The organism is Paenibacillus sp. FSL R5-0928 (assembly GCF_037970385.1).
GTDB classification, from domain to species: Bacteria; Bacillota; Bacilli; order Paenibacillales; family Paenibacillaceae; genus Paenibacillus_AQ; species Paenibacillus_AQ odorifer.
The window spans coordinates 2205324-2229113 of record NZ_CP150225.1; the positions used below are offsets into that span (position 1 = coordinate 2205324).

The 23790-nt window shown below is 42.0% G+C and carries 25 protein-coding genes and 1 pseudogene; 21 read left to right on the forward strand and 5 right to left on the reverse strand.

The genetic code is table 11. From position 1 onward, the window contains the following. The first annotated feature begins 1 nt into the window (after position 1). The 7 genes and pseudogenes from MKZ16_RS09580 (at position 2) to MKZ16_RS09610 (ending at position 5696) form a co-directional block, all read left to right on the forward strand. Positions 2-2110, forward strand: a complete 2109-nt coding sequence (locus MKZ16_RS09580; RefSeq protein ID WP_256715465.1) for an HNH/ENDO VII family nuclease — start codon at positions 2-4, stop codon at positions 2108-2110. Positions 2111-2124: 14 nt separating this feature from the next. After that, positions 2125-2550 (forward strand): SMI1/KNR4 family protein, encoded by a 426-nt coding sequence (locus MKZ16_RS09585; protein ID WP_076104588.1) that lies wholly within the window; start codon positions 2125-2127, stop codon positions 2548-2550. A gap of 609 nt (positions 2551-3159) precedes the next feature. Beyond that, a pseudogene (locus MKZ16_RS09590) lies at positions 3160-3522 on the forward strand (transposase); the annotation flags it as partial. 309 nt (positions 3523-3831) lie between these two features. Further along, the gene (locus MKZ16_RS09595) at positions 3832-4125 is read left to right on the forward strand and encodes an HNH endonuclease (protein WP_076104589.1); all 294 of its coding nucleotides are present in this window, start codon (positions 3832-3834) and stop codon (positions 4123-4125) included. Positions 4126-4145: 20 nt separating this feature from the next. After that, positions 4146-4619: an SMI1/KNR4 family protein gene (locus tag MKZ16_RS09600; RefSeq protein WP_076104590.1), complete on the forward strand. Its 474-nt coding sequence runs from the start codon at positions 4146-4148 to the stop codon at positions 4617-4619. A 298-nt stretch (positions 4620-4917) separates the two neighbouring features. Beyond that, positions 4918-5256, forward strand: coding sequence for a hypothetical protein (locus tag MKZ16_RS09605; protein ID WP_038569602.1), 339 nt, complete (start codon positions 4918-4920; stop codon positions 5254-5256). Between the two features lie 32 nt (positions 5257-5288). After that, the gene (locus MKZ16_RS09610; protein WP_081384075.1) at positions 5289-5696 is read left to right on the forward strand and encodes an HAD hydrolase family protein; all 408 of its coding nucleotides are present in this window, start codon (positions 5289-5291) and stop codon (positions 5694-5696) included. A gap of 311 nt (positions 5697-6007) precedes the next feature. On the opposite strand, the gene MKZ16_RS09615 is transcribed toward MKZ16_RS09610, so the two are convergent. The 4 genes from MKZ16_RS09615 to MKZ16_RS09630 form a co-directional block, all read right to left on the reverse strand. After that, a complete protein-coding gene (locus MKZ16_RS09615; RefSeq protein ID WP_076104606.1) occupies positions 6008-7207 on the reverse strand; it encodes an MFS transporter in 1200 nt (399 codons plus the stop codon). Between the two features lie 66 nt (positions 7208-7273). Continuing rightward, entirely contained in the window at positions 7274-7891 is a 618-nt protein-coding gene (locus MKZ16_RS09620) for a sugar O-acetyltransferase (protein WP_076104592.1), read from the reverse strand. Positions 7892-7929: 38 nt separating this feature from the next. Beyond that, positions 7930-8838 carry an ROK family protein gene (locus MKZ16_RS09625; protein ID WP_051491321.1) on the reverse strand — a complete coding sequence of 303 codons (909 nt, stop codon included), beginning with the start codon at positions 8836-8838 and terminating at the stop codon, positions 7930-7932. A gap of 664 nt (positions 8839-9502) precedes the next feature. Then, positions 9503-10018 carry a hypothetical protein gene (locus MKZ16_RS09630; protein ID WP_076104593.1) on the reverse strand — a complete coding sequence of 172 codons (516 nt, stop codon included), beginning with the start codon at positions 10016-10018 and terminating at the stop codon, positions 9503-9505. A 318-nt stretch (positions 10019-10336) separates the two neighbouring features. Here MKZ16_RS09630 and MKZ16_RS09635 point away from each other — a divergent pair, with 318 nt between their 5' ends. The 8 genes from MKZ16_RS09635 (at position 10337) to MKZ16_RS09670 (ending at position 16900) form a co-directional block, all read left to right on the forward strand. Next, on the forward strand, positions 10337-10867 hold the full coding sequence (locus tag MKZ16_RS09635) for an RNA polymerase sigma factor (RefSeq protein ID WP_051491311.1): 531 nt from the start codon (positions 10337-10339) through the stop codon (positions 10865-10867). Continuing rightward, positions 10864-11688: a hypothetical protein gene (locus tag MKZ16_RS09640; RefSeq protein ID WP_038569608.1), complete on the forward strand. Its 825-nt coding sequence runs from the start codon at positions 10864-10866 to the stop codon at positions 11686-11688. Before MKZ16_RS09635 ends, MKZ16_RS09640 begins: the two co-directional genes overlap by 4 nt. Next, positions 11678-12541, forward strand: a complete 864-nt coding sequence (locus MKZ16_RS09645; RefSeq protein ID WP_076104594.1) for an ABC transporter ATP-binding protein — start codon at positions 11678-11680, stop codon at positions 12539-12541. Before MKZ16_RS09640 ends, MKZ16_RS09645 begins: the two co-directional genes overlap by 11 nt. Before the next feature lie 5 nt (positions 12542-12546). Then, positions 12547-13683, forward strand: coding sequence for an ABC transporter permease subunit (locus MKZ16_RS09650; RefSeq protein ID WP_076104595.1), 1137 nt, complete (start codon positions 12547-12549; stop codon positions 13681-13683). Positions 13684-13883: 200 nt separating this feature from the next. Continuing rightward, positions 13884-15098 (forward strand): S-layer homology domain-containing protein, encoded by a 1215-nt coding sequence (locus MKZ16_RS09655; RefSeq protein WP_143759026.1) that lies wholly within the window; start codon positions 13884-13886, stop codon positions 15096-15098. A gap of 142 nt (positions 15099-15240) precedes the next feature. Then, positions 15241-15732: an RNA polymerase sigma factor gene (locus MKZ16_RS09660; protein WP_076104596.1), complete on the forward strand. Its 492-nt coding sequence runs from the start codon at positions 15241-15243 to the stop codon at positions 15730-15732. Further along, positions 15729-16730 (forward strand): anti sigma factor C-terminal domain-containing protein, encoded by a 1002-nt coding sequence (locus MKZ16_RS09665; RefSeq protein ID WP_036684054.1) that lies wholly within the window; start codon positions 15729-15731, stop codon positions 16728-16730. Before MKZ16_RS09660 ends, MKZ16_RS09665 begins: the two co-directional genes overlap by 4 nt. 38 nt (positions 16731-16768) lie before the next feature. Beyond that, positions 16769-16900 carry a hypothetical protein gene (locus tag MKZ16_RS09670; RefSeq protein WP_254924624.1) on the forward strand — a complete coding sequence of 44 codons (132 nt, stop codon included), beginning with the start codon at positions 16769-16771 and terminating at the stop codon, positions 16898-16900. A 409-nt stretch (positions 16901-17309) separates the two neighbouring features. Here MKZ16_RS09670 and MKZ16_RS09675 read toward each other — a convergent pair whose 3' ends face one another. Next, a complete protein-coding gene (locus MKZ16_RS09675) occupies positions 17310-17654 on the reverse strand; it encodes a helix-turn-helix domain-containing protein (RefSeq protein WP_036684053.1) in 345 nt (114 codons plus the stop codon). A 174-nt stretch (positions 17655-17828) separates the two neighbouring features. On the opposite strand from MKZ16_RS09675, the gene MKZ16_RS09680 reads away from it, so the two are divergent. The 6 genes from MKZ16_RS09680 to MKZ16_RS09705 all read left to right on the forward strand — a co-directional run bounded on the left by MKZ16_RS09680 (position 17829) and on the right by MKZ16_RS09705 (position 22999). Further along, positions 17829-18761, forward strand: coding sequence for an aldo/keto reductase family protein (locus MKZ16_RS09680; protein ID WP_038569620.1), 933 nt, complete (start codon positions 17829-17831; stop codon positions 18759-18761). 31 nt (positions 18762-18792) lie between these two features. Further along, a complete protein-coding gene (locus MKZ16_RS09685; protein ID WP_076104598.1) occupies positions 18793-19641 on the forward strand; it encodes an NAD(P)-dependent oxidoreductase in 849 nt (282 codons plus the stop codon). 35 nt (positions 19642-19676) lie between these two features. Further along, positions 19677-20699 (forward strand): SDR family oxidoreductase, encoded by a 1023-nt coding sequence (locus tag MKZ16_RS09690; protein WP_076104599.1) that lies wholly within the window; start codon positions 19677-19679, stop codon positions 20697-20699. Between the two features lie 157 nt (positions 20700-20856). After that, a complete protein-coding gene (locus tag MKZ16_RS09695) occupies positions 20857-21516 on the forward strand; it encodes a class I SAM-dependent methyltransferase (protein ID WP_036684047.1) in 660 nt (219 codons plus the stop codon). An 85-nt stretch (positions 21517-21601) separates the two neighbouring features. Continuing rightward, entirely contained in the window at positions 21602-22654 is a 1053-nt protein-coding gene (locus MKZ16_RS09700) for a CapA family protein (protein ID WP_256715466.1), read from the forward strand. Between the two features lie 84 nt (positions 22655-22738). Next, the gene (locus MKZ16_RS09705) at positions 22739-22999 is read left to right on the forward strand and encodes a hypothetical protein (protein ID WP_155288109.1); all 261 of its coding nucleotides are present in this window, start codon (positions 22739-22741) and stop codon (positions 22997-22999) included. The last annotated feature ends 791 nt before the right edge of the window (positions 23000-23790 follow it).

The following is a 23790-nucleotide window of genomic DNA, read 5'->3' on the forward strand; positions in this document are numbered from 1 at the left end:
TATGGCGTCAACGAAGCTTACATTTAACGTAGATGAAGTCGAGCGCCTGCAGACAAAAATCAGACTGGTAAGCCAAGATACCAACCGGCTGTACTTGCAGCTGAGAGGTCAGACCAATAACTGGGGTGGGATTCCGCTGGGTTCAGATTTGATACGAGCTCAGACGCTCATCAACGAACTGACGGTGGAAGCGGAAAAATTGGAAGACATCATTCGAGGCGCGATAAAAGGTGTTCAAGGCGCACAGGATGAGAATAAGCGGCAGGCAAATCAACTTTTTCAGCAGCTCGGTGTTCTTGGGGGTATGTTCGAAAGGTTTGGGGGCGGAAGTGCAATTGGGCAGTCTTCTATTCCGACGACGGCTCAGAAAGCGGTCACGAATCTGATCACCTCAATTGCTACTCTGTTGGGTTGGGATGAGTTGAATAGTGATCCTATGGTGCAGAAGCTCCAGGCAACTGTTAAAAAGTCAGGATTGGGAACGATCGACTCCATAGCCGCGCAAAGTAAACTGAAGGATATCTACCTGGCGCGGGATCAGATCGCGAAGGCGCAGACAGCCTATGAGGTATATCAGGCGTTTGGAAATCAGACTCAAATGGACGCAATGCATGAGCTAGCGGAAGACGCACGCAAGAAGCTGAAATCTTTGGGTATAGACGAGGTCCGGTACCAGGCGGGTAAGGATCTAAGCACTTATTTTAAGAAACCAGCGGTTAAGGCATGTGATTATGATCCGTCGATTACCAGTAGAAGCATACCACTAGTGCAGAATGAAACGTATCAGTTGTTACTACGGACGGCAATGGAAAAAGGGGAGAAGGGAGCCTGGGCAAAAGGGCAACTGGAAGGCGTTCAAACCACCATGGAACAGATGATTGCTACTGGAGTAAGTTTGGGTGTACACGTGATGACAAACCAAGGTGGAAAGGCTTGGGGAGATGTTATAAAATTGACTTCATCAGTCGCCCAACTGGATTCCTATAATCTGTTTAGAAAGAATAAAACGGAGGAACAAGCAAAACCCGAGGATTCTAAAAATGCCTTTTATAAATCAATAGACAGTTTTAAAGAGATTGGAACGGGTTTTGTAGGTACATTAAGAACTCGTGCGGATAAGGCCACAGACTCCCCCTATGACTTTTTCAACTGGTTAACATTAGGCATAACAGGAGATATTCCGGTCGGGATATATGAAGCAGCCAAAGATCGATCAGAGCATATGTTTGATTCAAAGGAGAAGTTTGCGGATTGGTTAACACTGGGAACAGTGGAGATGGCGAAAGGAGCATTTAATCCAGACGAAGCATGGTCAGCGGATCATTGGCTCAATAGTTTGGGAATGGTAACGTTGTTGTATGGTCCGGTAGAAAAATCTTTGCTTCCTACAGGAGGCGGAGGTCTAAAGCCTCCAAAAGGGTTAGATTCTGTAAAAGGTATTGAGGTACAAAAACCGTTGCCGGCATTTAGCACAAATGAAGGTTTTCAATTCAAGATAAATAATCTAGATATAGATACGCCGGCACTTCCACAGACCCCGATGCAAATCAATTTTAAGAATGAAATGGACCGAATTTTAAAAGAGAAGATGGAAGGGAAAAGTGACAGTAATCATTCAATAAAGGATGTAGAAGTGAAGGCGGTTGAGGGGACGGGTGAAGGTAGACTAAAACCCACAAAACTATCTTCTGAAAAAATCCAACTGGATTGGTTACCAGATAAATATACTGCTGTAGAAGTAAAAGGATCTGTTAAAGTGGCAGGAAAAGATGTAGATGTATCAAGAAGAGTGTACCAAATCGAGATTGATAAAAACTATGTGCCGAAAGATCCGGCCGCAGGCGGACTAACTAATAAGGAACTAATGTCGAAAGGGAAATCTCCCTATGCTGTAAAAGACGGTGTGGAGAGTAAAGTTGAACTGCACCATTTGATTCAAAAAGAGCCAGGAGGTATGGTTGAAATTGCTGAATCTACCCACGATAAGTACAGCAGTCAATTACATGGTTTGGTAGAGGATGGAAATAGCTTCAGGAATGATCCATTGCTTGAAAAACAGTATAATAATTTTAGAAGCAATTACTGGAAGATGCGTGCAAATGAAGACTAGAAAAGAGGGATACCATGAATGAGAAAATAATAAAAATGATCGAAGAATATGGTGAAGAAAGGGATTTTTTTGGAGGGGCTTCAGAGGAAGATATTCGTAATGCTGAAGAAATGCTTGGCTTAAAGTTTCCTCAAAGTTACCGAGAATTTCTAAAAGAATATGGCTCAGGAGGAATATGTGGTGTTGAAATCTTAGGCGTTCAGGGAAATCTTGGGGCGTCTGTAGTAAAGGCGACTGAAAGATGGAGAAACATAGGGTTAGATATTGGGCTAATTGTGATTGAAGATTCAGGAGAATTTGTTCGATGTATGTACTCCGCTGATGTTAATGACAATAGAGTATTTAGTTGGATTAGGGGGGGGGGAGAACTTTCAGTCCGTTATGATACCTTTGATGATTATACAATAGATATGTTTCAAGAAGGTATTGATAACTTATAAATATAATGGTCTTGCCAGTCCTCTAGTATATCATTTGGGGGCTACCCAGTGCCGAATGAATTCATCATTTATCCAGTAACACACTTAACCTATGTAAGACCCGTATAGAGATTTAGTCATTTCGTTTGTACGCACAGTAATGCTCGAAAAGTATAACCTAAATAACGCTAAAGCGTTACTTAATACAGGTCGATTATGGTCAGATACTACCATGATTGCCCTGTTTTTTGTTTTGTTCGCTTTCTTGCGGTTTTTTCAAATTTACTCGCAACTGTAGATTACCCTGTAGCGATAGTGAGGGAGAGGAAGACAGAATCGCACCTTTCAAGATGGATAGCACGACAACTATAGTAAGGTGTTATTCAAAGAATAGGACTTTGTCCGCAACTTAACTGACCCTTGTAACGATGTTTAGGGTGTACGAAAGCATTCTGGTGACAACCAGTCAACATATAAAGGTAAGGCAACGTTGTAAGGCTAGCCACCTTGCCCTCTAATATAGTCCGAAATTCGTTAAAAAATTTCGTTTTGGGGGCTGAACATGGAAGGGGTACAAGTTTGAATTGACCGTATTGTAGTAGAGTTTACGGATGTATATTGGGATTTCTAATAGGAGACATTCACCGCTTCTCCAATGCGGATAAACTAGCTCGATTTACCGGAATCGCTCCAATACGCTTTAGATCGGGCGGCAAGGGTAAGGACCAAGCAAGCGGTCAAGGAAATAGGGTACTGAACAGTATCTTCCACAACTTTGCTGTACAACAAATCTAAGTAGCTAAAGGAAAGAACAAGAGACAGCGTAATCCCTTGTTCTACGAGTTCTATCAACGGAAACTAGCAGAAGGTAAGACGAAGAAGCAAGCCCTTATATGCGTCATGAGAAGGCTTGTGAACGTCATATACAGCATGATGAAGAACAAAACAGAATACAGGGCGGCGAGTCCTCTAACGGAACTCAAAGCCGGATGATACAATGGTGGTAATTGGTAAACAGTTATCACCTTTCCTTTAGTAGAGTTTAAGATTACTACTTAGGGGACGGGTAAAGGAAAGGGTGGTAGTAGAGCACCTCACCTAAACAACATTGATGAATTTTTATCGGGGAGTAAAACTTTTGATGAAGTTGTTAATGACTATGCTAAGCATTATGTTGAGGTAATAGACACTAAAGGGTGGTCTTGGGAAAAAAGTATTTCTGGAGGAGATAGTTTAACTGGTGGGCAAAAAAAGTTAATAAAAAGTATAGCCGAGGAATTAAATTTCATACCTAAAATAGAAATGAGAAAAGTAGATGGTATGCGTTATGGGTTTGCTGATTTTGAGGGTGCAGGCGTGGTAGTGAATAGTGATGAGCTCCCAAAAGATTTGTGGAAAAAAGGTGATACAGAACAGTTTGACTGGTTAAATGATAATCTTTCAGAAGACATAAGAAAACTGGTTGAGAACGGATCGTATACATGGCACCACACTGAAGTCCCTGGGAAAATGCAATTGGTTCCTTATGGAATTCATAACATTACAACTCACAATGGCGGAAGGTCTACTCGAATGTGGGCAGATGCCGCAAGATAAATAAGAGGGAGGAAATTATTATGAAAATAAAAAAAGAGACTATAGTTTATCCTTTACCGTCTGATCAACTGTTATCGAAAGAAGAAGGTTTTTGGAGAGTAGAATTGCCATTAGAATATAAAGAATTTATAAAAATAAATAATGGAGGTGCGCCAGAAATTCGTTCGTTTATTTGTAATGATCATAACTATTCAATTAGTAGATTTTTATGCATTCTTGAGAATCCAACAGAAAATGAATTTGGAATATTTGATATTGACGCTACTAAATCTCAGCTTGATGAGAGACTAATTGATGATGAAGATTTGTTAGGAGTTGCATTATTACCAATTGCTGTTTTATTTGCTGGTGATTTTCTATGCTTAGATTTTCGTGAATCTAGAAATAATCCTAAAGTTTGTGTGTGGGATCATGAAAATTCTGGCGAATTTGCCCCAGTGAGCTATCTTGTTGCAAATAGTTTTGAAGAATTCCTAACAATGCTAACTGAATAAAAAGCATTAAGGGCTAACTAGTACCGAATACACCTATCATCCAACCAATTACACACTTAACTTATGTATTGCCTGAATAGAAATTTAGTCATTTCGTTTGTACGTACAGTAATGATTGAAAAGTTAACGCAATAGCTTTACAAAAAACAGGTCGATTATGGTCAGATACCATCATGACTGACCTGTTTTTTATTCATTCTCCGGTGTTGTAGCTTGCGGTGCCAATCCAATATCCCTATGTTATTATTACCTTATATTTTCCTATAAATAACAATATATAGAGTTTGGAGGTTTATGAATGAGAAGTAAGCGTAGCTTGATAATGCTGTTATTGTTTGCTTTGACGATTATACTTTCAGCCTGTAATGATAAAAAAACTGCAATATTATCCATGGATGAAATACAGGATCTAGCTCATCAAGGCGAGGCGTTGTCGTGGAAGGATTTTGAAGGTTATCCCTTTGAAGATGTCGGTTCAGGCTTGTACATCCGTAAATATGAAATCAATGAAAACTACCATGTGCTGGTGGGTGGCGGAAGTGTTGATGCAGCTCCTCTGTATATAAATCTTGTCAAAAGAAACGGAGAAAAGATCGATATCCGTTATGATGACATCGATCATTTTATCCTCAATTAAATGAGGGGCATTTAGGTCTATGGTTGGCGGGAATGGTGCGGAGAAATGTAGATCCAGAACAACGCGCCAAAAATGTAACTCCATCGGAGCTGGATGAGATTGTGAAGGTAGTTATTTTGAGCAGTCTGAACGGGGAACAACTTATTCATAAGCTGCAAAATCTGCCGATTGTGATCTACCAGCATGGACAAGAAGATATTATGGATATAAGTCCCCAAGGCGTAAACAAATGGACAGGACTAAAAAATTTAGGCATAGAACCGCAGCAATTTATTGCTTTTGGTAACGATGCTAATGATATAGAAATGTTCAGACATTCCGCACACTCGGTTTGTGTTGGCGATCATATAACCTTGGGAGAAGTTGCAACGGAAAAGGTTAGTAGCGGTGAAGAGCAGATTGTTAGAACAATAATGGAGCTGGCGGGAGGGCTGCGATAATTGTTGGGATGGTGATCACCAGCTCAGAGGTCATTGTTGCGGACTGTATAGTCGCTATTTCAGGATTTAGCTTCATTAGGCGGAGTGTTCGGACTCAGGAGGCGTTATCAAGTCAGAAGACAGCGGTTTTTGCACAAAAACAACTCAATAACGACTCTGGGGTCCGAAAAACCTCGTTTCTGCCTATTTCGAAGCCAATAAGGTCATTTGAGTCCGATGGTGGGAGGTTGGTCGCTATTTGCAACAAAACAACCTGCCATGAAATCAGCAGGTTGTTGCAGGGATGAGCAGAAGTAAGTGCGATAACTATTCTATATAAGTTCTTGGCGGCGATTTAAATAACGATATAAAACACAACCGGATATCGCGCATATAGCTGCACATAAACCGATAAAACCATACCCAGCTTGAAGTCCACGTAGCAAGCCAGTTTGTGTTTCTGCTCCGTAAAGCCGCTTCACACCTTCGATCACTGCACCTATGGCATAGTTGCCAATCACGCTACCGACTCCCATTAGTGTAACTGTAAAGGTGATGGCAGTGTCACTGCCATGCGGATACCTTTTTGCGATAAACGCCATGACGGTCGGATAAATCATAGCGATACCTATGCCTGCTGCCGCGAATAGAAACGCGAGCTGTTCTCCACCCAAAATAGCAGCAAACGTACATAAGGCAGAAAAGGCTGAAAAGATGATAAGCGATAGATTGAAGCCAATCTTATCTGTAACCGGCCCCAGCAGGAGCCTTGCTAGCGAGAAGCAGAGAAAAAAGGTGGACAACATACCAGAAGCTGTAACTGTATCCCACAAGTATGCTTTTTCTAGGAAATTCACTAGCCATCCACCTACTGCAAGTTCTGACACTACACCGAAAGAAAGAATAAGCACCATCAGCCATAAAGCGGGATCGCGGACCAGCGTTTTTAATGGGATCCGGTCCTCTTGTGGAAGATCGTCACCCGGAAATGTACTGCGCAAGGCAGATAGAATAGGCAGTAAAGATAAGCTTAGCATAATCAAATACATTCCGCGCCAGTCGAGTGGATGGCCAAATATACTTACCGACATGAGTCCTGTTGCCAGCAGTGGAGCTAAGGTTGAACTAAATCCGTAGAAAAAATGGGATAAGTTCATCATCGTCCCGGTATTTTTTACGAAGATGCGTGCTCCCAAAATGGCAAGACCAATCTCCAGCATTCCGTTTCCGATGTACATCAGGAAATAAGAAGCTGAGAAAAAGGGGTAGCTGTGGGAGATATAGATTAACACTCCTGAAAATATCATGGATGCAAAAGCAATGATACTGACAGCCTTGATCCCCCACTTCCGAACCAATACAGCTGTAAAGGAGCAGGCGATCAAATAACCTAATGCATTTAGGGATAAAAGGGTGCCAAGCTGTTTCTCGTCCAGATTAAAGTCGAATTGGATTCGCGGAATGGCGGGTCCTTTAATATTTTCCGATATGCCAAACACTATAAATCCTAAAAAGATGGTCGCCAATTGCATGGCATAAATCTTGTTAAATCCCCCGAAGCGCTTTTTCAAATTAAGATCCTCCCAGAACGGGTTACTTTATTGCTCAATGTCTCTGTAATACTCTTCTTTAAGTTTTTCCCAGTGTTGCTTATCGTCTTCGGTGATTGCTCTTAATACCTTGCATGGGTTACCCACCGCAATTACATTGTTAGGGATATCCTTAGTTACGACTGAACCTGCACCGATGATTACATTGTTGCCGATTTTTACCCCAGGATTAATTACCGCGTTTCCACCAACCCACACATTGTTTCCAATGGTAATCGGTGTACCGAATTCAAGCATACTAATACGCACGTCCGCATCTATGGGGTGACCAGCAGTATATACGCCTACTCTAGGTCCAAAGAGAACATTGTTACCAATCGTTACTTTAGCTACATCAAGGATAATGCAGTCAAAATTAGCGTAGAAGTTATTGCCAACGGTAATATTACTGCCGTAATCACAACGGAAGGGAGGTTCAACATATAATGATTCTCCTGTAGACTCAAATAATTGCTTGAGTAGTTCTACTCTATATTCACCTTGTTCTTCCGTCGTATTGTTAAATAAACGAGTGAGCATTCTGGATCTTTTGTTATCCTTTGCTAATTCTTCACCGCCTGCCATATATAGCTTTCCTGCGATCATGTTTTCTTTGTTTGTTGCCATTCGTAGTTCCTCCTGAAGTGTATGTTAGTTTTATGTTTTTAACGGCGCTTCTCAACCAACTGCAATGAGTAGGTTAAGCTTTCCAGTGTGATCGCAATTAATCCGTTCATGTAATGATCATCAGGTTGATCCAGCACAATTAAGTGAGGCATATGCTCCTCTGGAATCACTTCCAGACAACGTTGATAAATCGGCCGCACATTCTCTTGTTTGACTTGTTCTCCTGTGAGAGCTATGGTCTCTGGATTAATAATTGCAATCAGGGACGATATAGTGTGAGCCGCCAAAGGGATGAAGGTATCCGTGTGGTCCAAGCTACTCAATTGCTGTTCACGCGAGATTCCAAACGGTAAAAAAGAGACTTCACCAGCAAATCTAGTATTACCTTTGTGGATATGCCCGTCGATCATCATCCCGGCGCCTGGAAAAGCTCCTTTGATAAAGGTCACCACGACAATGGTTTTATCCTCTTCATAATCCTGCTGTTTATAGAACCCGTAAACGGTCAGATTCATATCATTTTCAATCGTGACTTCAAGCTCGTATTTTTCTCTGAGCAGTGATTCTAAGGGAGCATTAATTAACTCTTTAATGTCACAGATATTAATGACACCTTGGTGAGCAAGGCCGGGAATTCCAATCCCGACTGCCTTGATGTTGTTATATTGTTGGATAAGCGTATCCAGCAGATGGTCGATGGCTGCAGCATCTATGTACTCTAATTCCATCCATCCATGATCCACACGATCACCAACTGAATTGGTCACCGCATAGGTTATGGATTTCTGGCCATCCTCAATTTTGGCATAGATACATGCAATATAGGAAAAATCAGCGTTATAGATAAATCGTCTGGCCGGTCGACCTCCATTTGATGCCTCCAGTTCAGTCTCAATGACTTCACCAGTCTCCAGAAGTTCATTCAGGATATTTCCGCAGGTAGCAATACTTAATCCGGTGGCACTTGCAATCGTGGATTTGGTTCCTTCTTTCATCGATTTCAAGGCCTGCTTGATAAGCTCCTGATTTATCTTTTTAACACGAATAGAATTGTTTGCGATTTGGTTTATTTTATTCACCTCTAGACTTTTAAAAATGGTTATTAAAAGTATTATCAATACTATAACTTGGCTCTATATAATTGTCTAGCAATCGACAGTTTTTTATTATGGATTTTTTTGAAATGACATGAGGCTTTTAATCAACCAGCGGTGTCTAATTAAATGTAAGGTCAAGAGGAGGTTCTTACAATGTCTGGAGCTCATGACAAATCCACTGTTTATCCGGATGCACAGGGAGACAAGCAAAGCTTTGAAATCACTTATAATCAATATCGCGAAAGAATCCATAAATATCTTTTGTTGAAAGTAAACTCGGGTCAGAGCAAATTCATAATCTTGTTATTCCTACTTTTCAATAATTAAATTCCGAGGGCTGGGATCTTTAAACGATCCGAACTAGAGTTGCATGAACAATTTGTTGTATATTTAAAAAATAGATAGTTAGATTTCTATTCAAGGGAACCCAGTAGCCATCTGGATGACTACTGGGCCCTGAATATTTCGATGGAATGCCTAATATGATTATCGGGTTTAAATCAGAATGTTAGCTTTAATTGGCATCCGCTTGTATAACAAAAGCATATCTATATTCTTTTTCTCCCCAGCTTGCCGTTATGCTAAAGCCTCTATAGTCTTTTTTGTTCTCTTCGTAAAACGAACTCAATGAAGAAGCCATATGCTTTTCGATCGTAAAGGAATATTTACCGTCTTCTTTTGTAATTGGAACTTCTAGTGTTTCTCTGGATGAAAATTGATAAGCTCCACTCTTATTTAGTACGCTATCTTCGAGCGATACATTATCTGGCTCAGAATCTCCAAAGTCTAGAGTAATGATTTCTCCATTTTTTAAATATTGAATATTCTTTACTGCATCCTGCTCAAAGGCGAATTCAAATCCACTTGCTTCAGCGTTTGAGGATGAGTCACTCTTAGTGTTAGATAATGTTGTACTTTTAATTTCTTGATCTCCTGCGCTTATCTTAAGATCTCCTATATTACTCTCTGCACATCCGCTTATACCTATTAAAGAAACCAACAAAAGAATAGACAGCATTATTTGTTTCATCGAACAATAATCCACCTTTTCCGAAGAGTTTCACAAAAAGACCACTTGTAATGAGTGTACACTATGGAAATTAATAGAATCAATGTTATATAATTCACTAAGATACAAGCTGAGAATGTTCACTCATAATTTGAACCGGGGACATAATCTAGGGAAAATTTATATTCGGCCAGCCAGAACCTTCTGGTTGGTCTTTTTAATGTGATGCGTCTACTTTGTAGGCGATTTCGTTATATTTAGTAGATTGGTAGATTGGAGGGGAATTAAATCGGAGAGGACAAATGGGTCACAGAAGCGCAGCAGGGCAATGAGGCAGCGGTGGAATTATTAATTCGGTATACCTATAGCGATATTTATCGATTCATCAGATGGAAAATACATAATGACGAATTAGCCTGGGATCTTGCACAGACGGTGTATGAAAAAGCATGGGCCAAGCTTGGCAGCTATCAAAATAAACAGGGGAGTTTTCGAGCTTGGTTGATGGCGATCGCGCAAAATGTCTGCATTGACTATTTTCGCAGCAAAAGTGCTCGGCAAGCAGAGTTGAATCAAAGCTTATCTGATGAAATCACAGTCGAAGGAGACTTTCTTGAAGGAATATTACTTCGTGAAGAGGTTAAGCAGGTATACGCCGCGATTTGCTCACTGCCAGAGGAACAGAGGGATGCGCTCTTGTTAAGGTATAAATATGAATTTACGTTTACAGAAATAGCTGCCGTAACTCATGAACCTGAATCAACTGTGAAGTCAAGGGTAAGTCGATCACTGATAAAATTACGCGATTTACTAAGGTATTCCAAGCAAGAGGATATATCCCAACCCCTAAAGAAAGGAGCAGGGAAATGAGGGTTAAACGTAACCATCAAGATTACCTCAATCTAAATTTACAGGATGAGATGACAGCAGAGTCTGTAGAGGAGATCGTGAATTCCATCAAGTGCATTCCTGAACCGCCACTCCTTGACGGTTTTGCAGAAGAAGCCATGAGCAGGTGGAGAAGATCCAAGCGGGCTTTACCTGCGCCAGTCCCACCAGTTCCTCTATTTGTACGGGAACAGATGAGGATTCTTTTTTCACAGGGATGGTGGAGAGAAGTTGTGCTTGGTGTGATCTTGTTTGTAGTAGGATATTTGGTTCTGAGTGTTACGGAGATTGTTAGCCCTATGTTTATTCTGTCCATCGTGGGTTGTATTCCTTTACTGGTGGTCGTCTCTCATACGGCTCGGAATACGCTCTGTGGAATGGGAGAACTCGCACGTAGTTTTAGAATCCCGTTGCATCGGTATGTGCAAGCTCGGTTCCTTATGGCAGGGCTGATCTCACTAATGATTAACTTTAGTGTTACTGCTATGGTAACCCCTTTAGGGGGAAAGGAGTTTATGCTGCGTATGACCTTGCTATGGTGCATCCCAATCCTAATGAATGCGGCGGTAGCGTCAGTATTATCTACGCTGATACGTAATTTTAGACAATTAACGACCGTACTCTTCAGTTTGCCTCTCTTTTGGATGATTTTATTTTCCGGAGAATTTGCAGTGAGCTGGACGACGTCGGTTGAGTTATTTTGGTTAATGGGATTGGGTGTTCTGTCGGCAGTGTTATTTGTCTTAGCCATGAGGTTTCAATCCAGAGTATTGAGCAAGGGAGGGTTTCTGATTGGAGCTTAAACTATGTAATATCGTACATGATTTCGGCAAAAAGCGAATTTTGAATACTATTAACCTTTCTATGTCACCTGGTGTGTATGGTCTTCTAGGACCTAACGGAACAGGAAAAACGACATTGATGCGTATTGTCGCAGATGTTCTGTATCCGACTCGTGGAAATGTACTTTTAGATGGACAAAACAAGGATGACATGGGGGATCAGTACCGGGCTCAGATTGGTTATTTACCACAGGAACTGGGGATGTACAATCATTTTTCAGCTCGTGATTTCTTGTATTATGTTGCTGCCCTAAAGGGGTTGACCAGGAAGGAGGCGAGTGATCGTATAGAGGTTCTGGCTCAAACGGTTAATCTATCCGGTGAAATGGATAAAAAATGCGGAAAGTACTCCGGCGGGATGAAGCGTAGACTCGGTATCGCACAAGCATTGCTTAATAATCCGAGCATCCTCATATTGGATGAGCCCACAGTAGGACTTGACCCCTCGGAACGCGTAAGATTTCGTAATTTAATTTCTGAAATCTCAAATGAGCGCATCGTTATTTTGTCTACTCATATCGTTTCTGATGTTGATCATATAGCTAAACAGGTGCTACTGATGGGGCGAGGAGAGTTACTTCGTCAAGGAACAATTAAGGAGTTGACCAATGAATTGCAAGGAGAGGTTTGGGAGGCACATGTCCCCGGGCGGTTGCTGGCTCAAATCGAAGAGAATGGAACTGTAGTGAATGTGCAGCAGACAGATACTGGACTAGTGGTTCGGGTAGTCAGCAAGACTTTGCCAGTTGAGAATGCACGGATGGTGAATCCTTCATTAGAAGATGTATATATGCATTATTTTCGGAGGGGATGACACACATGAACCGTCTGGTGATGTTTGAATTACGCAAAATTATGATTCCCAGAGTCTGGATTTCTATAGCTGGAAGTATTGCATTAGCAATTTTTTGTTTTGTTAGTTTCTACCCATCCGGTACGGATAGTCTATTGGTTGTAAACAAGGAAAAGCCTGAAGCTATTGCCACTCATCTAGGATCGATTCAACCAGATTTAGCTTTGAAATACGCACCTAGACTCAAAGAAGAATATGCTGAAGACAGCGCTTGGCCCAAAGAGGAGAAGATGAAACGAATTCTGGAGCAACACTATGCTGGTACAGCTTATATGGCAGATCAATTCAACAGAAATTTAACAGAGCTGAGAGAGCGGAAGGTTTTATTGGAGAAGCAAGAACCAGGATCATATGCACTAAGAGATGTTACTAAAAAACTCTCCATGCTGGAGGAGGGAAAACCACGGGGGTTTTATGTAACGGAGGACTGGGACTTATTACATATATTTTTTTCAAGCTCGCCTGGCGTCGGCGATCTTCTGATCGGTCTTATTCTAGTATTTGCGCTGGCACCCTTGTTCTCTGGTGAGGAAAACTATAGAATGGATGCACTTATTCTATCTAGTAGATACGGAAGATTGAAGATTGTTGCGGCAAAACTATTAGCTGGATTTATAGTTACGTTTAGCTGGGTTACTCTTTTTTACGGAATTTGCACATTGCTGGCCTGTTTACCGTTCGGCTTCGTGGGCTGGAATGCCCCGCTGAATAGTTACTTTTATTTTGATGAGACTCCATATGCCTTAACCCAGCTGCAGGGATTTGCCCTGAAATATGCTGTAACCTTGCTGGCTGCATGTGGTCTATTGTTATTGACGGCGCTGATATCCGCTTTGTGTCGGAGTAGCTTAAGCAGTCTTGGACTGGCAGCATTCGTAGTTATTCTTCCCCTTTTCTCTTTGCCTGGAATGTTGGGCAAAATAATCTCTTTTTTACCGTCAGGTGTAATGGTTAGCAGATCCTTAATCGAAAAATATGTATCCTATAACATTTTTGGCATCCCTATATTACATCTACCCTTGTCAATCCTTTCGGTGATAATCATAGGTATACTTGCTATAATGCTTATCCCCAAAGCTTTCGAACGTCGATTAAAGGTCTAAGTAGTAGGTAGGTTAAGATCGTTCCCGCTATGAAGGGGAGCGATCTTTTTTGGCTTTTCTTGTGAAAAAGGAGAGCAGTATATTTACGAATCAGACTTTTTACCCGATAGTTAAGATAAAGGGTTAATCTCGATAAACCTGACAAAGAGAGCAGGAACCCCTTACCGATAAGAACGAAAGGGATTATTAAATTGAAGATAATGAAGCTATTGGTACTAGGTCTTATCTCAGGGACAATTGTAACATGCGGCAACGTGAGTTATAGAGTTCATGCTGACACGACAACGTACGAGAATACAGGGACATATGAAGAAGTGGAAGAGGACGGTGAGGAGGATCCGGCATCTTCACTGTTCACTGACATTCAAGGTCACTGGTCCGAGCCTTGGGTGCGCTGGGCGTTGGGCAACCAATTGATGGTTGGTTATGATGATGGGAGCTTTCGACCGGATCAGTCGATTACGGAAGCAGAATTTTTGAAATTATTTTATCTTTCTTTCGGCTATCCAAAGGCTACTAGCATAGGCGAAGAATGGACAGCAGCACCGTATAGAATGGCTAAGTGGTGGAATCATCCAGTTACTGGACTACAATATCCAGTGGCAAGATCGACTCCAATCACCAGAATGGCCGCCGCAAGGTTAGTTGCATCTGGTCTAGGGATGAATTACAACGACACGGATTCCGTGGTTTATTTGCTGGGTAACTCTCTACTTCCACTTCCCGGAGAGCCAACGCTAGTAGGTTTCAAAGGAAATCTCCCGCTTACAAGAGCAGAGGCTATACAATGGATGAGAATGCTCAAGCTTAAGGGAATATATACTGTAATTTCTCGTCCAGAAGAACGATCGGATCGGAGTCTATTACCGTCATTACCGGAACAGGGTACAGGCTTGAAGGATTTTATAGCGGTTCCGGTAACTGATCGTGATTTCGGAATAGCGGATAGTGGACGTAATCTTTTTATTGATTTTGGGAGTTCAAGAATGTTAGTAGAGGAACATTACGGGGATTCAACAGGTCAAGATGTATTCAATAATGAAATGTATAAAGAAGTATCTGTACATTATGATACCGAAGGTCGGCTGAACGCTTGGAAAATAGACAAAGATAATGAGCGCATTGATCCAATCCACATAGGTACATTGAACAATATTCGACCTGGGGTAAGTACATTGGAAGATGTGCTAAAGGCATATGGTACATACGTTGCAGTGGATAACGAATACGGGATTATAGTAAGTTACTGGTTTGAGAACAAGGGTGGAGTGTATGAGCCCCGATTGTCACCTTTTGAAATGGATAATATGGAGGGTGGGTTCTATATAGGCTTCATTATTGACAAACAATCTCTGAAAGTTCAAACCATACTCATATCTACAGCTCAGCAGGCAATGAATCCTACGGATATATAGGAATTGTACTGGAACCTTATTCATTCTTTAAAATGTGACGGCATGTCTTTCTGAGGCAGCCGTCTTTTCTTTTATAATTTTTTTACCTCATAAGCTAACATTCTGAGAACTTTATCGTTATACATACGAAGGGAGGTGCAGGATGAAGCCCGGGCAGCTACATCAGATACTTCAACCTAAAATGTTAGAAATTCAAAAATACCTGATTCGTCTCGGGGCACCTGCAGCCGACGCTGAAGATATCGTACAGGATACGGTGTATAAGGCTCTTTTGTATATTGATTCCATTGATGAGAACAAATTCAGTGCATGGTTATATAAAGTAGCGATCAATCGCTACTATGATCTGTGCCGCCGCCGCAAGCGGATAGTCATTCCTATTGACTATGTAGATGTGCCGGATATGGAATTGCCAGAGGATCATGTGCTGTTAAAAGAGAAACGGGAAGACATCGAAAGAGTGTTGGATGAGCTTCTACCGCTCCATAAACAACTCATTATTATGAAATATGAGCTGGAGCTGTCCTATCAGGAGATAGCTGAGCTTCTGGGAATTACGACAGATACAGTCAAATCGGCATTGTTTCGCGCCCGCAAGCAATTTCAAAAAAAGTATAGAGGTGAAGTGGAATGACAGCTCCATGGGAACAAAAGGATGATCAGAACCTTTCAAAAGTAATTAAGAAGGCAAAACGAAAAACAATGATTCGAAATACGATCATTTCTCTAGTGGTGACGGTTATAGTATTATTCGGCGGGATGCTGGGCAACGCCCATCTGACAAGCTGGTTGGCAATGCGTGGTCTGGATGAAGAGAGGATCATGATGAAAATAAGCAGTCCTAACCTTCAGGAGTTGAGAACTGAGCTTGATTTAGGGTTTCTATCGGGTAAAGTCGAACTGAGTACTTACAAAGTTGTTGAGGGTGTACCCATCGTATGGGATACAAAAAAACTGTATTTCGATATGGGCAGCCGGTTTTCTCTGCTTAATAGGGGATACTCTAGTATAAATGTTCCTGACCCGGTAATGACACAGCAAAATTATGAATACTACCGAGGATATAACAGTCAAAATGGTCAGCGGGAAATGATGTTTTATGTGCCTGGAGTGAATTATAACGAAAAAGTGCTAAATGACCTGCCTGCACTCGAACAAATGGAACCTGGCAAGCTCGTAGAAATGGCTGTTTCTTTTGATAAAAGCTACACTCAGGCAGAGGTAGAGAAGATGCTGCCGGCGGGTTTGACACAGACTTGGTATTGGGTAGATACGTATGACAATAAAAAGAACCTTGAGTTTATTAGGAATGACAGCAGCCCGAATAAATATGCCTTACCGGAATCTGCTAGACAAGTATATGGCTACGGTGGAGAATGGGAAGGGTTATTTAAGCCGAAACCAGAGGATTTTTTACAATCCTTAACCTATGGGCTTCAGATGAAGGGCAAGCATTACGGAGAGTTTGAGCGAATCTCGAATTACTTGAAAAAGGATAAAGCGGCGCCGGACGCCAGTGATGTACAGCTATTGGGAGTTGTCGTTACTGGAACTGCGAAAGAGCTGCAAAGCCTCAAAGGAAAACCCTATGTAAATACGGCAGTTCTCGGCGCGATTGTGGATAAATATTAGATCAATATAGTAAAAATGTTGGAGGGGTTGTTCTACAGGTGGATTTTCTACGAAAGAAGACAGCCTCTGCTGACCTCAAGCGGCAATTTGTCTATGACGTGATCACAGAAATCGCTGGTATCTCCGGTTGTTTTCAGTTAACTAAATACGCATTCCGACTCTATAATTAGGGAATTTTTCCCTATAATTCTTAGATATTTGGTCATCTAACTTATAATTAGGGAAAACCTCCCTGTAATTTACCTGATTTGGTGAAAAAGAAAGGAATCAACCCGATTTTTAGGGAGAAATTCCCTCATTATGCTCTTTTTTAGCGAATATCAGCTATTTTTAGGGAGTTTTTCCCCAATTACACTAAAGCGCACATCACACATCGCACACCGCGGCGCATCACACACAGCACACCGCACACCGCACACCGCACACCGCACACCGCACACCGCACATCGCACATATCCCCTGGGTGAAAGTAAGAATCCATCCATTGTATAGCCAATTTATAAAAAAGAAGCTACCCTATAAGTAGAATTCTCTACTTTTTGGACAGCTTCTTTTTTCATCAGTCACAATCTGCTCAAGCTAAGTCCATTTCGCGGACCACAGCTTCATTTCCTTCAAAATTTGATGTAAATCCTCACCTTTGGGAGTAAGCGAATATTCTACCGTAACAGGAACAGTTGGAAATACGTGACGTTCAAGCACACCATGCTCCTCCAGATGGCGCAACGTAGTGGTCAGTGCGCGGGGAGACACATTAGTGATTTTTCGTTGCAGTGCCCCAAAACGCTGCGTGCCGTCGAATAGCTCTCTGAGGACAAGAAAGGCCCATTTTCCACCTAATACTTCAAGTGTTTTTTCAACATTACATTCAATAGTAACAGGGGTTTTGGGGATATAATTATTAGTAGATTTAGCTGTCTTCAAGGTATCTCCTCCTGTTTGTGAAGCTACTATACTCTAGTATAGTAACTACACTAGAGATCATATAATAAACTAATTTTCACTTCTTTCTATTATATACAAACTATTCTAGAATGAATATGAGTGCTAAGCAACCTGCCAAAATCAAACACGGAACTATGGAGAGGAGCAGTTATTATGAAATATCGCAGATTAGGTGGAACCGGTTTAAAAGTCAGTGAGATTAGTTTGGGAAGCTGGCTGACATACGGAGGCTATGTGGAAAGAGATAATGCTGTTAATGCCATTGAAACCGCTTACGACTTAGGCGTGAATTTTTTTGATACTGCAAATGTTTATGAAAAAGGTGCTGCCGAGAAAGTACTAGGTGAGACTTTACGTAATTACTCTCGTGAGTCCTATGTATTAGCTACTAAAGTATACGGGGAAATGGGCTCGGGACCTAACGACCGTGGACTATCCCGCAAACATATCACGGAACAGTGTCATGCTAGCTTGAAACGTCTCGGAGTAGAATACGTGGATATTATGTATTGCCACCGTTTTGATCCGGAAACTCCAATTGAAGAAACCTTACGTGCGCTAGATGATCTGGTTCGGCAAGGCAAGGTATATTATGTCGGTGTTAGTGAGTGGACGGCGGCGCAAATGACCGATGCGTTAGCTGTAGCAGACCGCTATTTGCTAGATCATATTGTTGTTAATCAGCCGATTTATAATATGTTTAACCGTTATATTGAAAAAGAAATTATTCCGCTCGGTGAGCGCCGTGGGATTGGACAGGTGGTATTTTCTCCACTGGCTCAAGGGCTGTTAACTGGAAAGTATAACACGGACATCCCTGAGGATAGCCGTGCTGCTAAGCTGGATCGATTAAAAGATTCGATTACAGAAGAAAAGATTGAAAAAGTCCGCCAATTGAGTGGGATCGCCACGGAACTGAATATTTCTGTTGGGAATTTGGCTTTGGCTTGGATTTTGCGTCAACCTAATGTAGCTAGTGCACTGGTGGGTGCCAGCCGTCCGCAGCAGGTCGAAGAGAATGTTAAGGCTTCGGGTATTGAGCTTTCGGAAGAGATTTTAAAGCAGATTGAGGAGATTCTGGAGTAGTTGTTAGCTTCATAAAAAAGGAGACACACTCATGGCGAAAGTAGTTGTTACAGGCGGCAGTGGGATGTTGGGCAGATGGGTGGTCCGGCATTTTGTAGAGCAAGGATATGAGGTTGTGAATGTAGATACGCAAAAATCCGCAGATTCTTTGTGCCAAACGATGATTGCTGATTTGAATAATTTGGGTGAAGTATATGGTGTACTTGCTGGCGCTGATGCAGTTGTACATTTGGCTGCGATCCCAGCTGCAAATATAAAGACGAGTGAGGTCACCTTTCAAAATAATGTAGTATCTACCTATAACATTTTGGAGGCTGCAGCGGGTCTCGGGATTCGAAAAGCAGTGATTGCTTCCAGTGAATCCTCTTACGGAATCTGTTTTGCGGTTAATCCTTTGGGGCCGAAGTATGTGCCTATGGATGAGGAGCATCCACAGTTGCCTGAAGACAGCTACGGTCTGTCTAAGGTTGTGAATGAGCAAACCGCTGAGATGTTCTATCGCAGAAAGGGTATACAGGTCGTTTCCCTAAGAATCGGAAATGTTATTGATCCATCGGCGTATGAACGTTTCCCTTCCTTCATTCATGATCCAGCGCAGCGCGATCGGATTCTATGGAGTTATATTGATACACGGGATGTAGCAACAGCTTGCCAATTGGCAATCGAAACGGATGGATTGGGCGCGGTTGCTCTTAATATATGTGCAGATGAGACCAGCATGGCTGTTCCTAGCAGAGAGCTAATGGCCGCACGTTATCCAGAGGTGACGGATTTCCGCCAGCCGCTGGAGGGTCACGAGTCGCTACTCAGTAATGAGAAGGCCAAAAAGCTGCTGAATTGGCAGCCGAAGCACGTATGGCGAGATTATGTTAACCAGTAAATAACGAGCCGGATTCACTATAAGGAGCGTGCAAAATGAAGGTCTTATTTATCGGAGGTACGGGATTAATTAGTCAGGCTGTATCCCCGTTGGCTGTAGCTCAAGGAATCGAGCTGTATTTGTTCAACAGAGGACAGCGGGATGAATTCGTTCCAGAAGGTGCAAAAGTAATTAAAGGAGACATTCGTAATCCGGCAGAAGCTGCATTAGTATTACGAGATTACGAATTTGACGTAGTGGTAGACTGGATTGCTTTTACACCGGAACATGTGCAGGTAGACATTGACCTGTTCACTGGTAAAACGAAGCAGTACATTTTCATCAGCTCAGCCTCTGCTTATCAGAAGCCGCAGCGTAATTATGTAATTACAGAAAAGACACCGCTGGAGAATCCTTATTGGGAGTATTCGAGGAATAAAATTGCGTGTGAGCAGCTGTTGATGGAAGCTTACAAGGCGAACGGATTCCCGGTTACGATTGTTCGTCCTTCCCATACCTATGGAAATACAGCCATCCCTGCGGCACTTACGAGTGGCCAGCATCCTTGGTCACTGATCGATCGTATCCGCCGCGGCTTACCTTTAGTCATACATGGAGATGGAACCTCTTTGTGGACACTGACGCATAATTCGGATTTTGCCAAAGGTTTCGTTGGATTGCTTGGACATCCGGAAGCGATAGGTGAGGCCATTCATATAACTTCCGACGAGGTATTAAATTGGAATCAGATTTACGCGGCCATCGGACAAGCGGCAGGTGTGGAACCTAAAGTGGTGCATATCTCCACAGACTTTATCGCAGCCTTTTCCCCTCCAGGGACAGCGGATGGCTTGATCGGTGATCAAGCGGTAAGCAGTGTTTTTGATAATAGCAAAATCAAACGTTTCGTGCCTGACTTCCAGGCTACTGTGCCTTTCTCCGAAGGGATCAAGCAGTCGGTTGCTTGGTTCGAGGCTCATCCTGAGCAATGTACGGTCGATGCGGAATGGTCTGCGTTACTTGATAAGATGATCGAGAGACATGGAATTGAGTCCAAACCTCTTTCATTCTACGCATAAGGTTTATACTATACAGTTATATTTAAAGACGGTCTGTTCCTAAGGGAGCAGCCGTTTTTTTGGGTTTGTCTCGTTCAATGTAAGGTTATGGAATGAATCAGCAAATCATGAATATACTCTCACTACCTAAAATTCCGTTGAAAAAGGAGTCCTGGCCATGCCAACCCATCCCTTTGTCTCGCGTTTTTTCGTAAATTCAGATGCACGTCGTGAGAAGTTGATTTATGATCTGCCGGAATCATGGTGGAGCCGTCCCTTTGAATATGAGTGGTGTATTAACTTTATTTCTCCGCATGGTGTTGTGCTGGATGCCGCCTGTGGGATTCCTCATCCCTTGAAGTTTTATTTGGCAGGGGTTTGTGCAGAGGTCTATGCCTGCGATAAGGACAGTAGGGTTATTTACCCGAAAGCTATCCAAGAATGTATTGAGAATGAGATTGGGGAAAAAGCGGCGAAGCAGGTTATCGCTAGAAGAACAAACAACCTGCATTTCGCTCAAGCTAATCTGACGGATCTGCCTTATGAGGATGAGAGCTTTGACACTGTCTTTTGCATATCAGTATTAGAGCATTTGAGCTTTGAGGATACAGTGGGTACTTTACGGGAATTTCACCGGACGTTGAACGAAGAAGGATTATTGGTATTGACATTTGATTACCCGACGGTAAATCTGAGTCTTATGAATGACCTGCTGCTGCAAACTGGATTTCAGTATTGGGGGGAGACGGATTTTGAGTTGCCTGCGGATGCTGTGCATACGGATGCGTGGGGCGGATTAAATTGCTTCAGAGCCGTTCTGAAAAAAGCAAAGGAATAACAGGTCTTTCTACTCTTAATTTAGTAACCTCTTTCCAGTATGCTAGGATCATAGCTAATAAAAAGATGAGAGGAGGCTGTGTTTTTTGAGATTAGGATCGAAGGTTTTGCGTAGAATAGCACTTATTACACTTATGTTATCACTAATAGTTCCTGTGACATCTGCTTCCAGTGCAGCTTCACTATCTTCAGATCCTATAAAGCTTGCCTTTGCGGGTGATATCCTTTTGGATGGTTTTGTTGGCGATCAGATTGCTAAATATGGGGTGAACTTTCCGTTTGTAAAGGTCGCACCTACGCTGCAAAAGGCTGACATCGCCTTCGCCAATCTGGAGACGCCTGTGTCTATCCGAGGGAAAGCGGCAGAGAAAACCTTTGCCTTCAGATCCAAACCAGCAACGTTAGGTGGCTTAACCTATGCCGGGATTGATGGAGTGTCCTTGGCGAATAATCATATTTTGGATTATGGAAAAGACGCTATGCTCGACACGCTGATCCATTTGGATCGAAACAAGATTGGCCATACAGGAGCTGGCAAAGATGAAGATGAAGCGTTCAAGCCTTATACTAAGACAGTAAAAGGGAAAAAGATCGCCATCCTTGGCGTTAGCCGTGTGCTTTCAGATCCTGCGTGGTATGCCGGCAAAAACAAACCGGGAGCCGCTTCAGCTTACACCTCGCAACCTATGCTTAGCGCCATTCAGAAGATGTCCAAGGAGAATGATTACACGATCGTATATATTCACTGGAATGAAGAGTTTAAGGATTTCCCTGAAAAGTACGCTCGCACACTAGCTAAACAGATGATTGATAGCGGGGCGGATTTAATTCTTGGCGCACACAGTCACTGCCTTATGGGCATCGAATACTATAAGCACAAGCCCATTTATTATTCACTTGGGAATTTTGTGTTTAATCGCTCCACACGTGGTGGGGAAAAAACACTTAATTCTATGCTGTTGAATGTTGAGATTAAGGACTCCAAGATCACCAGCAAGATTATACCTGTCAAAATCATTGGCGGACAGCCTAATTTTATGGATGATTCCTACAATAGGAAAACGATTAAGCTGTTGAACACCCTATCTTTTAATGCCAACATAGACGCTAACGGCAGGGTCACGGAGAAGGCGCTTTAATTAATACAAACTCTGATTAACTATTCACGGATCGCGCCCGATCTCGTTGGAATGCGAAATGTGTGGAGTACTTATGGAGTACCTATGGAGTGGCATGAAGTACGTATGGAGTGGCATGAAGTACGTATGGAGTACGTATGGAGTATGTATGGAGTCCGTATGGAGTACGAATGGAGTACGTATGGTGTACGTATGGTGTACGTAGGATGTGGCGTATGGAATACCTATGGAGTGCCTATAAAGTATCACCGTTGTGTTTGTGAAATAACTGCATTCTATACACCTATTTTATATGTAAAACGGACCATTCTGCTTTTAAGTGTATTCTATGCAACTAAAAACTAGAGAATCGACCTAGAGGGCAATATATCAAGAGAATAGTTGTACGAAATACAGCTATATCCATCGGCCGAGCGAGTTGCAGAGTTATAGTTGTACAAAATACAGTTAAACTACTAATTAGTATTGGAACGTCTGCATAAAAAGCTGACCGCAGCAGTATGCAGAGAGTATTGGAACGTCTGTATAAAAAGCTGACTGAAGCAGTATGAAGAGAGTATTTATGGAGTCCGTATGGAGTGCCCATGAAGTATCATCGTTGTAATTGTGAAATAACTGCATTCTATACACCTATTTTATATGTAAAACGGACCATTTTGCTTTTAAGTGTATTCTATACAACTAAAAACTAGAAAATCGACCTAGAGGGCAATATATCAAGAGAATAGTTGTACGAAATACAGCTATATCCATCGGCCGAGCGAGTTGCAGAGTTATAGTTGTACAAAATACAGTTAAACTACTAGTTAGTATTGGAACGTCTGCATCAAAAGCTGACCGTAGCAGTATGCAGAGAGTATTGGAACGTCTGTATAAAAAGCTGACTGAAGCAGTATGAAGAGAGTATTTATGGAGTCCGTATGGAGTGCCCATGAAGTATCATCGTTGTAATTGTGAAATAACTGCATTCTATACACCTATCTTATATGTAAAACGGACCATTCTGCTTTTAAGTGTATTCTATACAACTAAAAACTAGAAAATCGGCCTAGAGGGCATTAAATCAAGAGAATAGTTGTACGAAATACAGCTATATCCATCGGCCGAGCGAGTTGCAGAGTTATAGTTGTACAAAA

Bases quoted from the DNA above. Each gene is read 5' to 3' on its own strand.
- MKZ16_RS09680 (WP_038569620.1), top strand. From the start codon at position 17,829: ATGAAATATCGCAGATTAGGTGGAACCGGTTTAAAAGTCAGTGAGATT.
- MKZ16_RS09685 (WP_076104598.1), top strand. From the start codon at position 18,793: ATGGCGAAAGTAGTTGTTACAGGCGGCAGTGGGATGTTGGGCAGATGG.
- MKZ16_RS09660 (WP_076104596.1), top strand. From the start codon at position 15,241: ATGAAGCCCGGGCAGCTACATCAGATACTTCAACCTAAAATGTTAGAA.
- MKZ16_RS09690 (WP_076104599.1), top strand. From the start codon at position 19,677: ATGAAGGTCTTATTTATCGGAGGTACGGGATTAATTAGTCAGGCTGTA.
- MKZ16_RS09655 (WP_143759026.1), top strand. From the start codon at position 13,884: ATGAAGCTATTGGTACTAGGTCTTATCTCAGGGACAATTGTAACATGC.
- MKZ16_RS09665 (WP_036684054.1), top strand. From the start codon at position 15,729: ATGACAGCTCCATGGGAACAAAAGGATGATCAGAACCTTTCAAAAGTA.
- MKZ16_RS09605 (WP_038569602.1), top strand. From the start codon at position 4,918: ATGAGAAGTAAGCGTAGCTTGATAATGCTGTTATTGTTTGCTTTGACG.
- MKZ16_RS09705 (WP_155288109.1), top strand. From the start codon at position 22,739: ATGGAGTGGCATGAAGTACGTATGGAGTGGCATGAAGTACGTATGGAG.
- MKZ16_RS09630 (WP_076104593.1), bottom strand. From the start codon at position 10,018: ATGAAACAAATAATGCTGTCTATTCTTTTGTTGGTTTCTTTAATAGGT.
- MKZ16_RS09585 (WP_076104588.1), top strand. From the start codon at position 2,125: ATGAATGAGAAAATAATAAAAATGATCGAAGAATATGGTGAAGAAAGG.
- MKZ16_RS09695 (WP_036684047.1), top strand. From the start codon at position 20,857: ATGCCAACCCATCCCTTTGTCTCGCGTTTTTTCGTAAATTCAGATGCA.
- MKZ16_RS09580 (WP_256715465.1), top strand. From the start codon at position 2: ATGGCGTCAACGAAGCTTACATTTAACGTAGATGAAGTCGAGCGCCTG.
- MKZ16_RS09650 (WP_076104595.1), top strand. From the start codon at position 12,547: ATGAACCGTCTGGTGATGTTTGAATTACGCAAAATTATGATTCCCAGA.
- MKZ16_RS09640 (WP_038569608.1), top strand. From the start codon at position 10,864: ATGAGGGTTAAACGTAACCATCAAGATTACCTCAATCTAAATTTACAG.
- MKZ16_RS09595 (WP_076104589.1), top strand. From the start codon at position 3,832: ATGAGAAAAGTAGATGGTATGCGTTATGGGTTTGCTGATTTTGAGGGT.
- MKZ16_RS09620 (WP_076104592.1), bottom strand. From the start codon at position 7,891: ATGGCAACAAACAAAGAAAACATGATCGCAGGAAAGCTATATATGGCA.
- MKZ16_RS09600 (WP_076104590.1), top strand. From the start codon at position 4,146: ATGAAAATAAAAAAAGAGACTATAGTTTATCCTTTACCGTCTGATCAA.
- MKZ16_RS09610 (WP_081384075.1), top strand. From the start codon at position 5,289: ATGGTGCGGAGAAATGTAGATCCAGAACAACGCGCCAAAAATGTAACT.
- MKZ16_RS09615 (WP_076104606.1), bottom strand. From the start codon at position 7,207: ATGCAATTGGCGACCATCTTTTTAGGATTTATAGTGTTTGGCATATCG.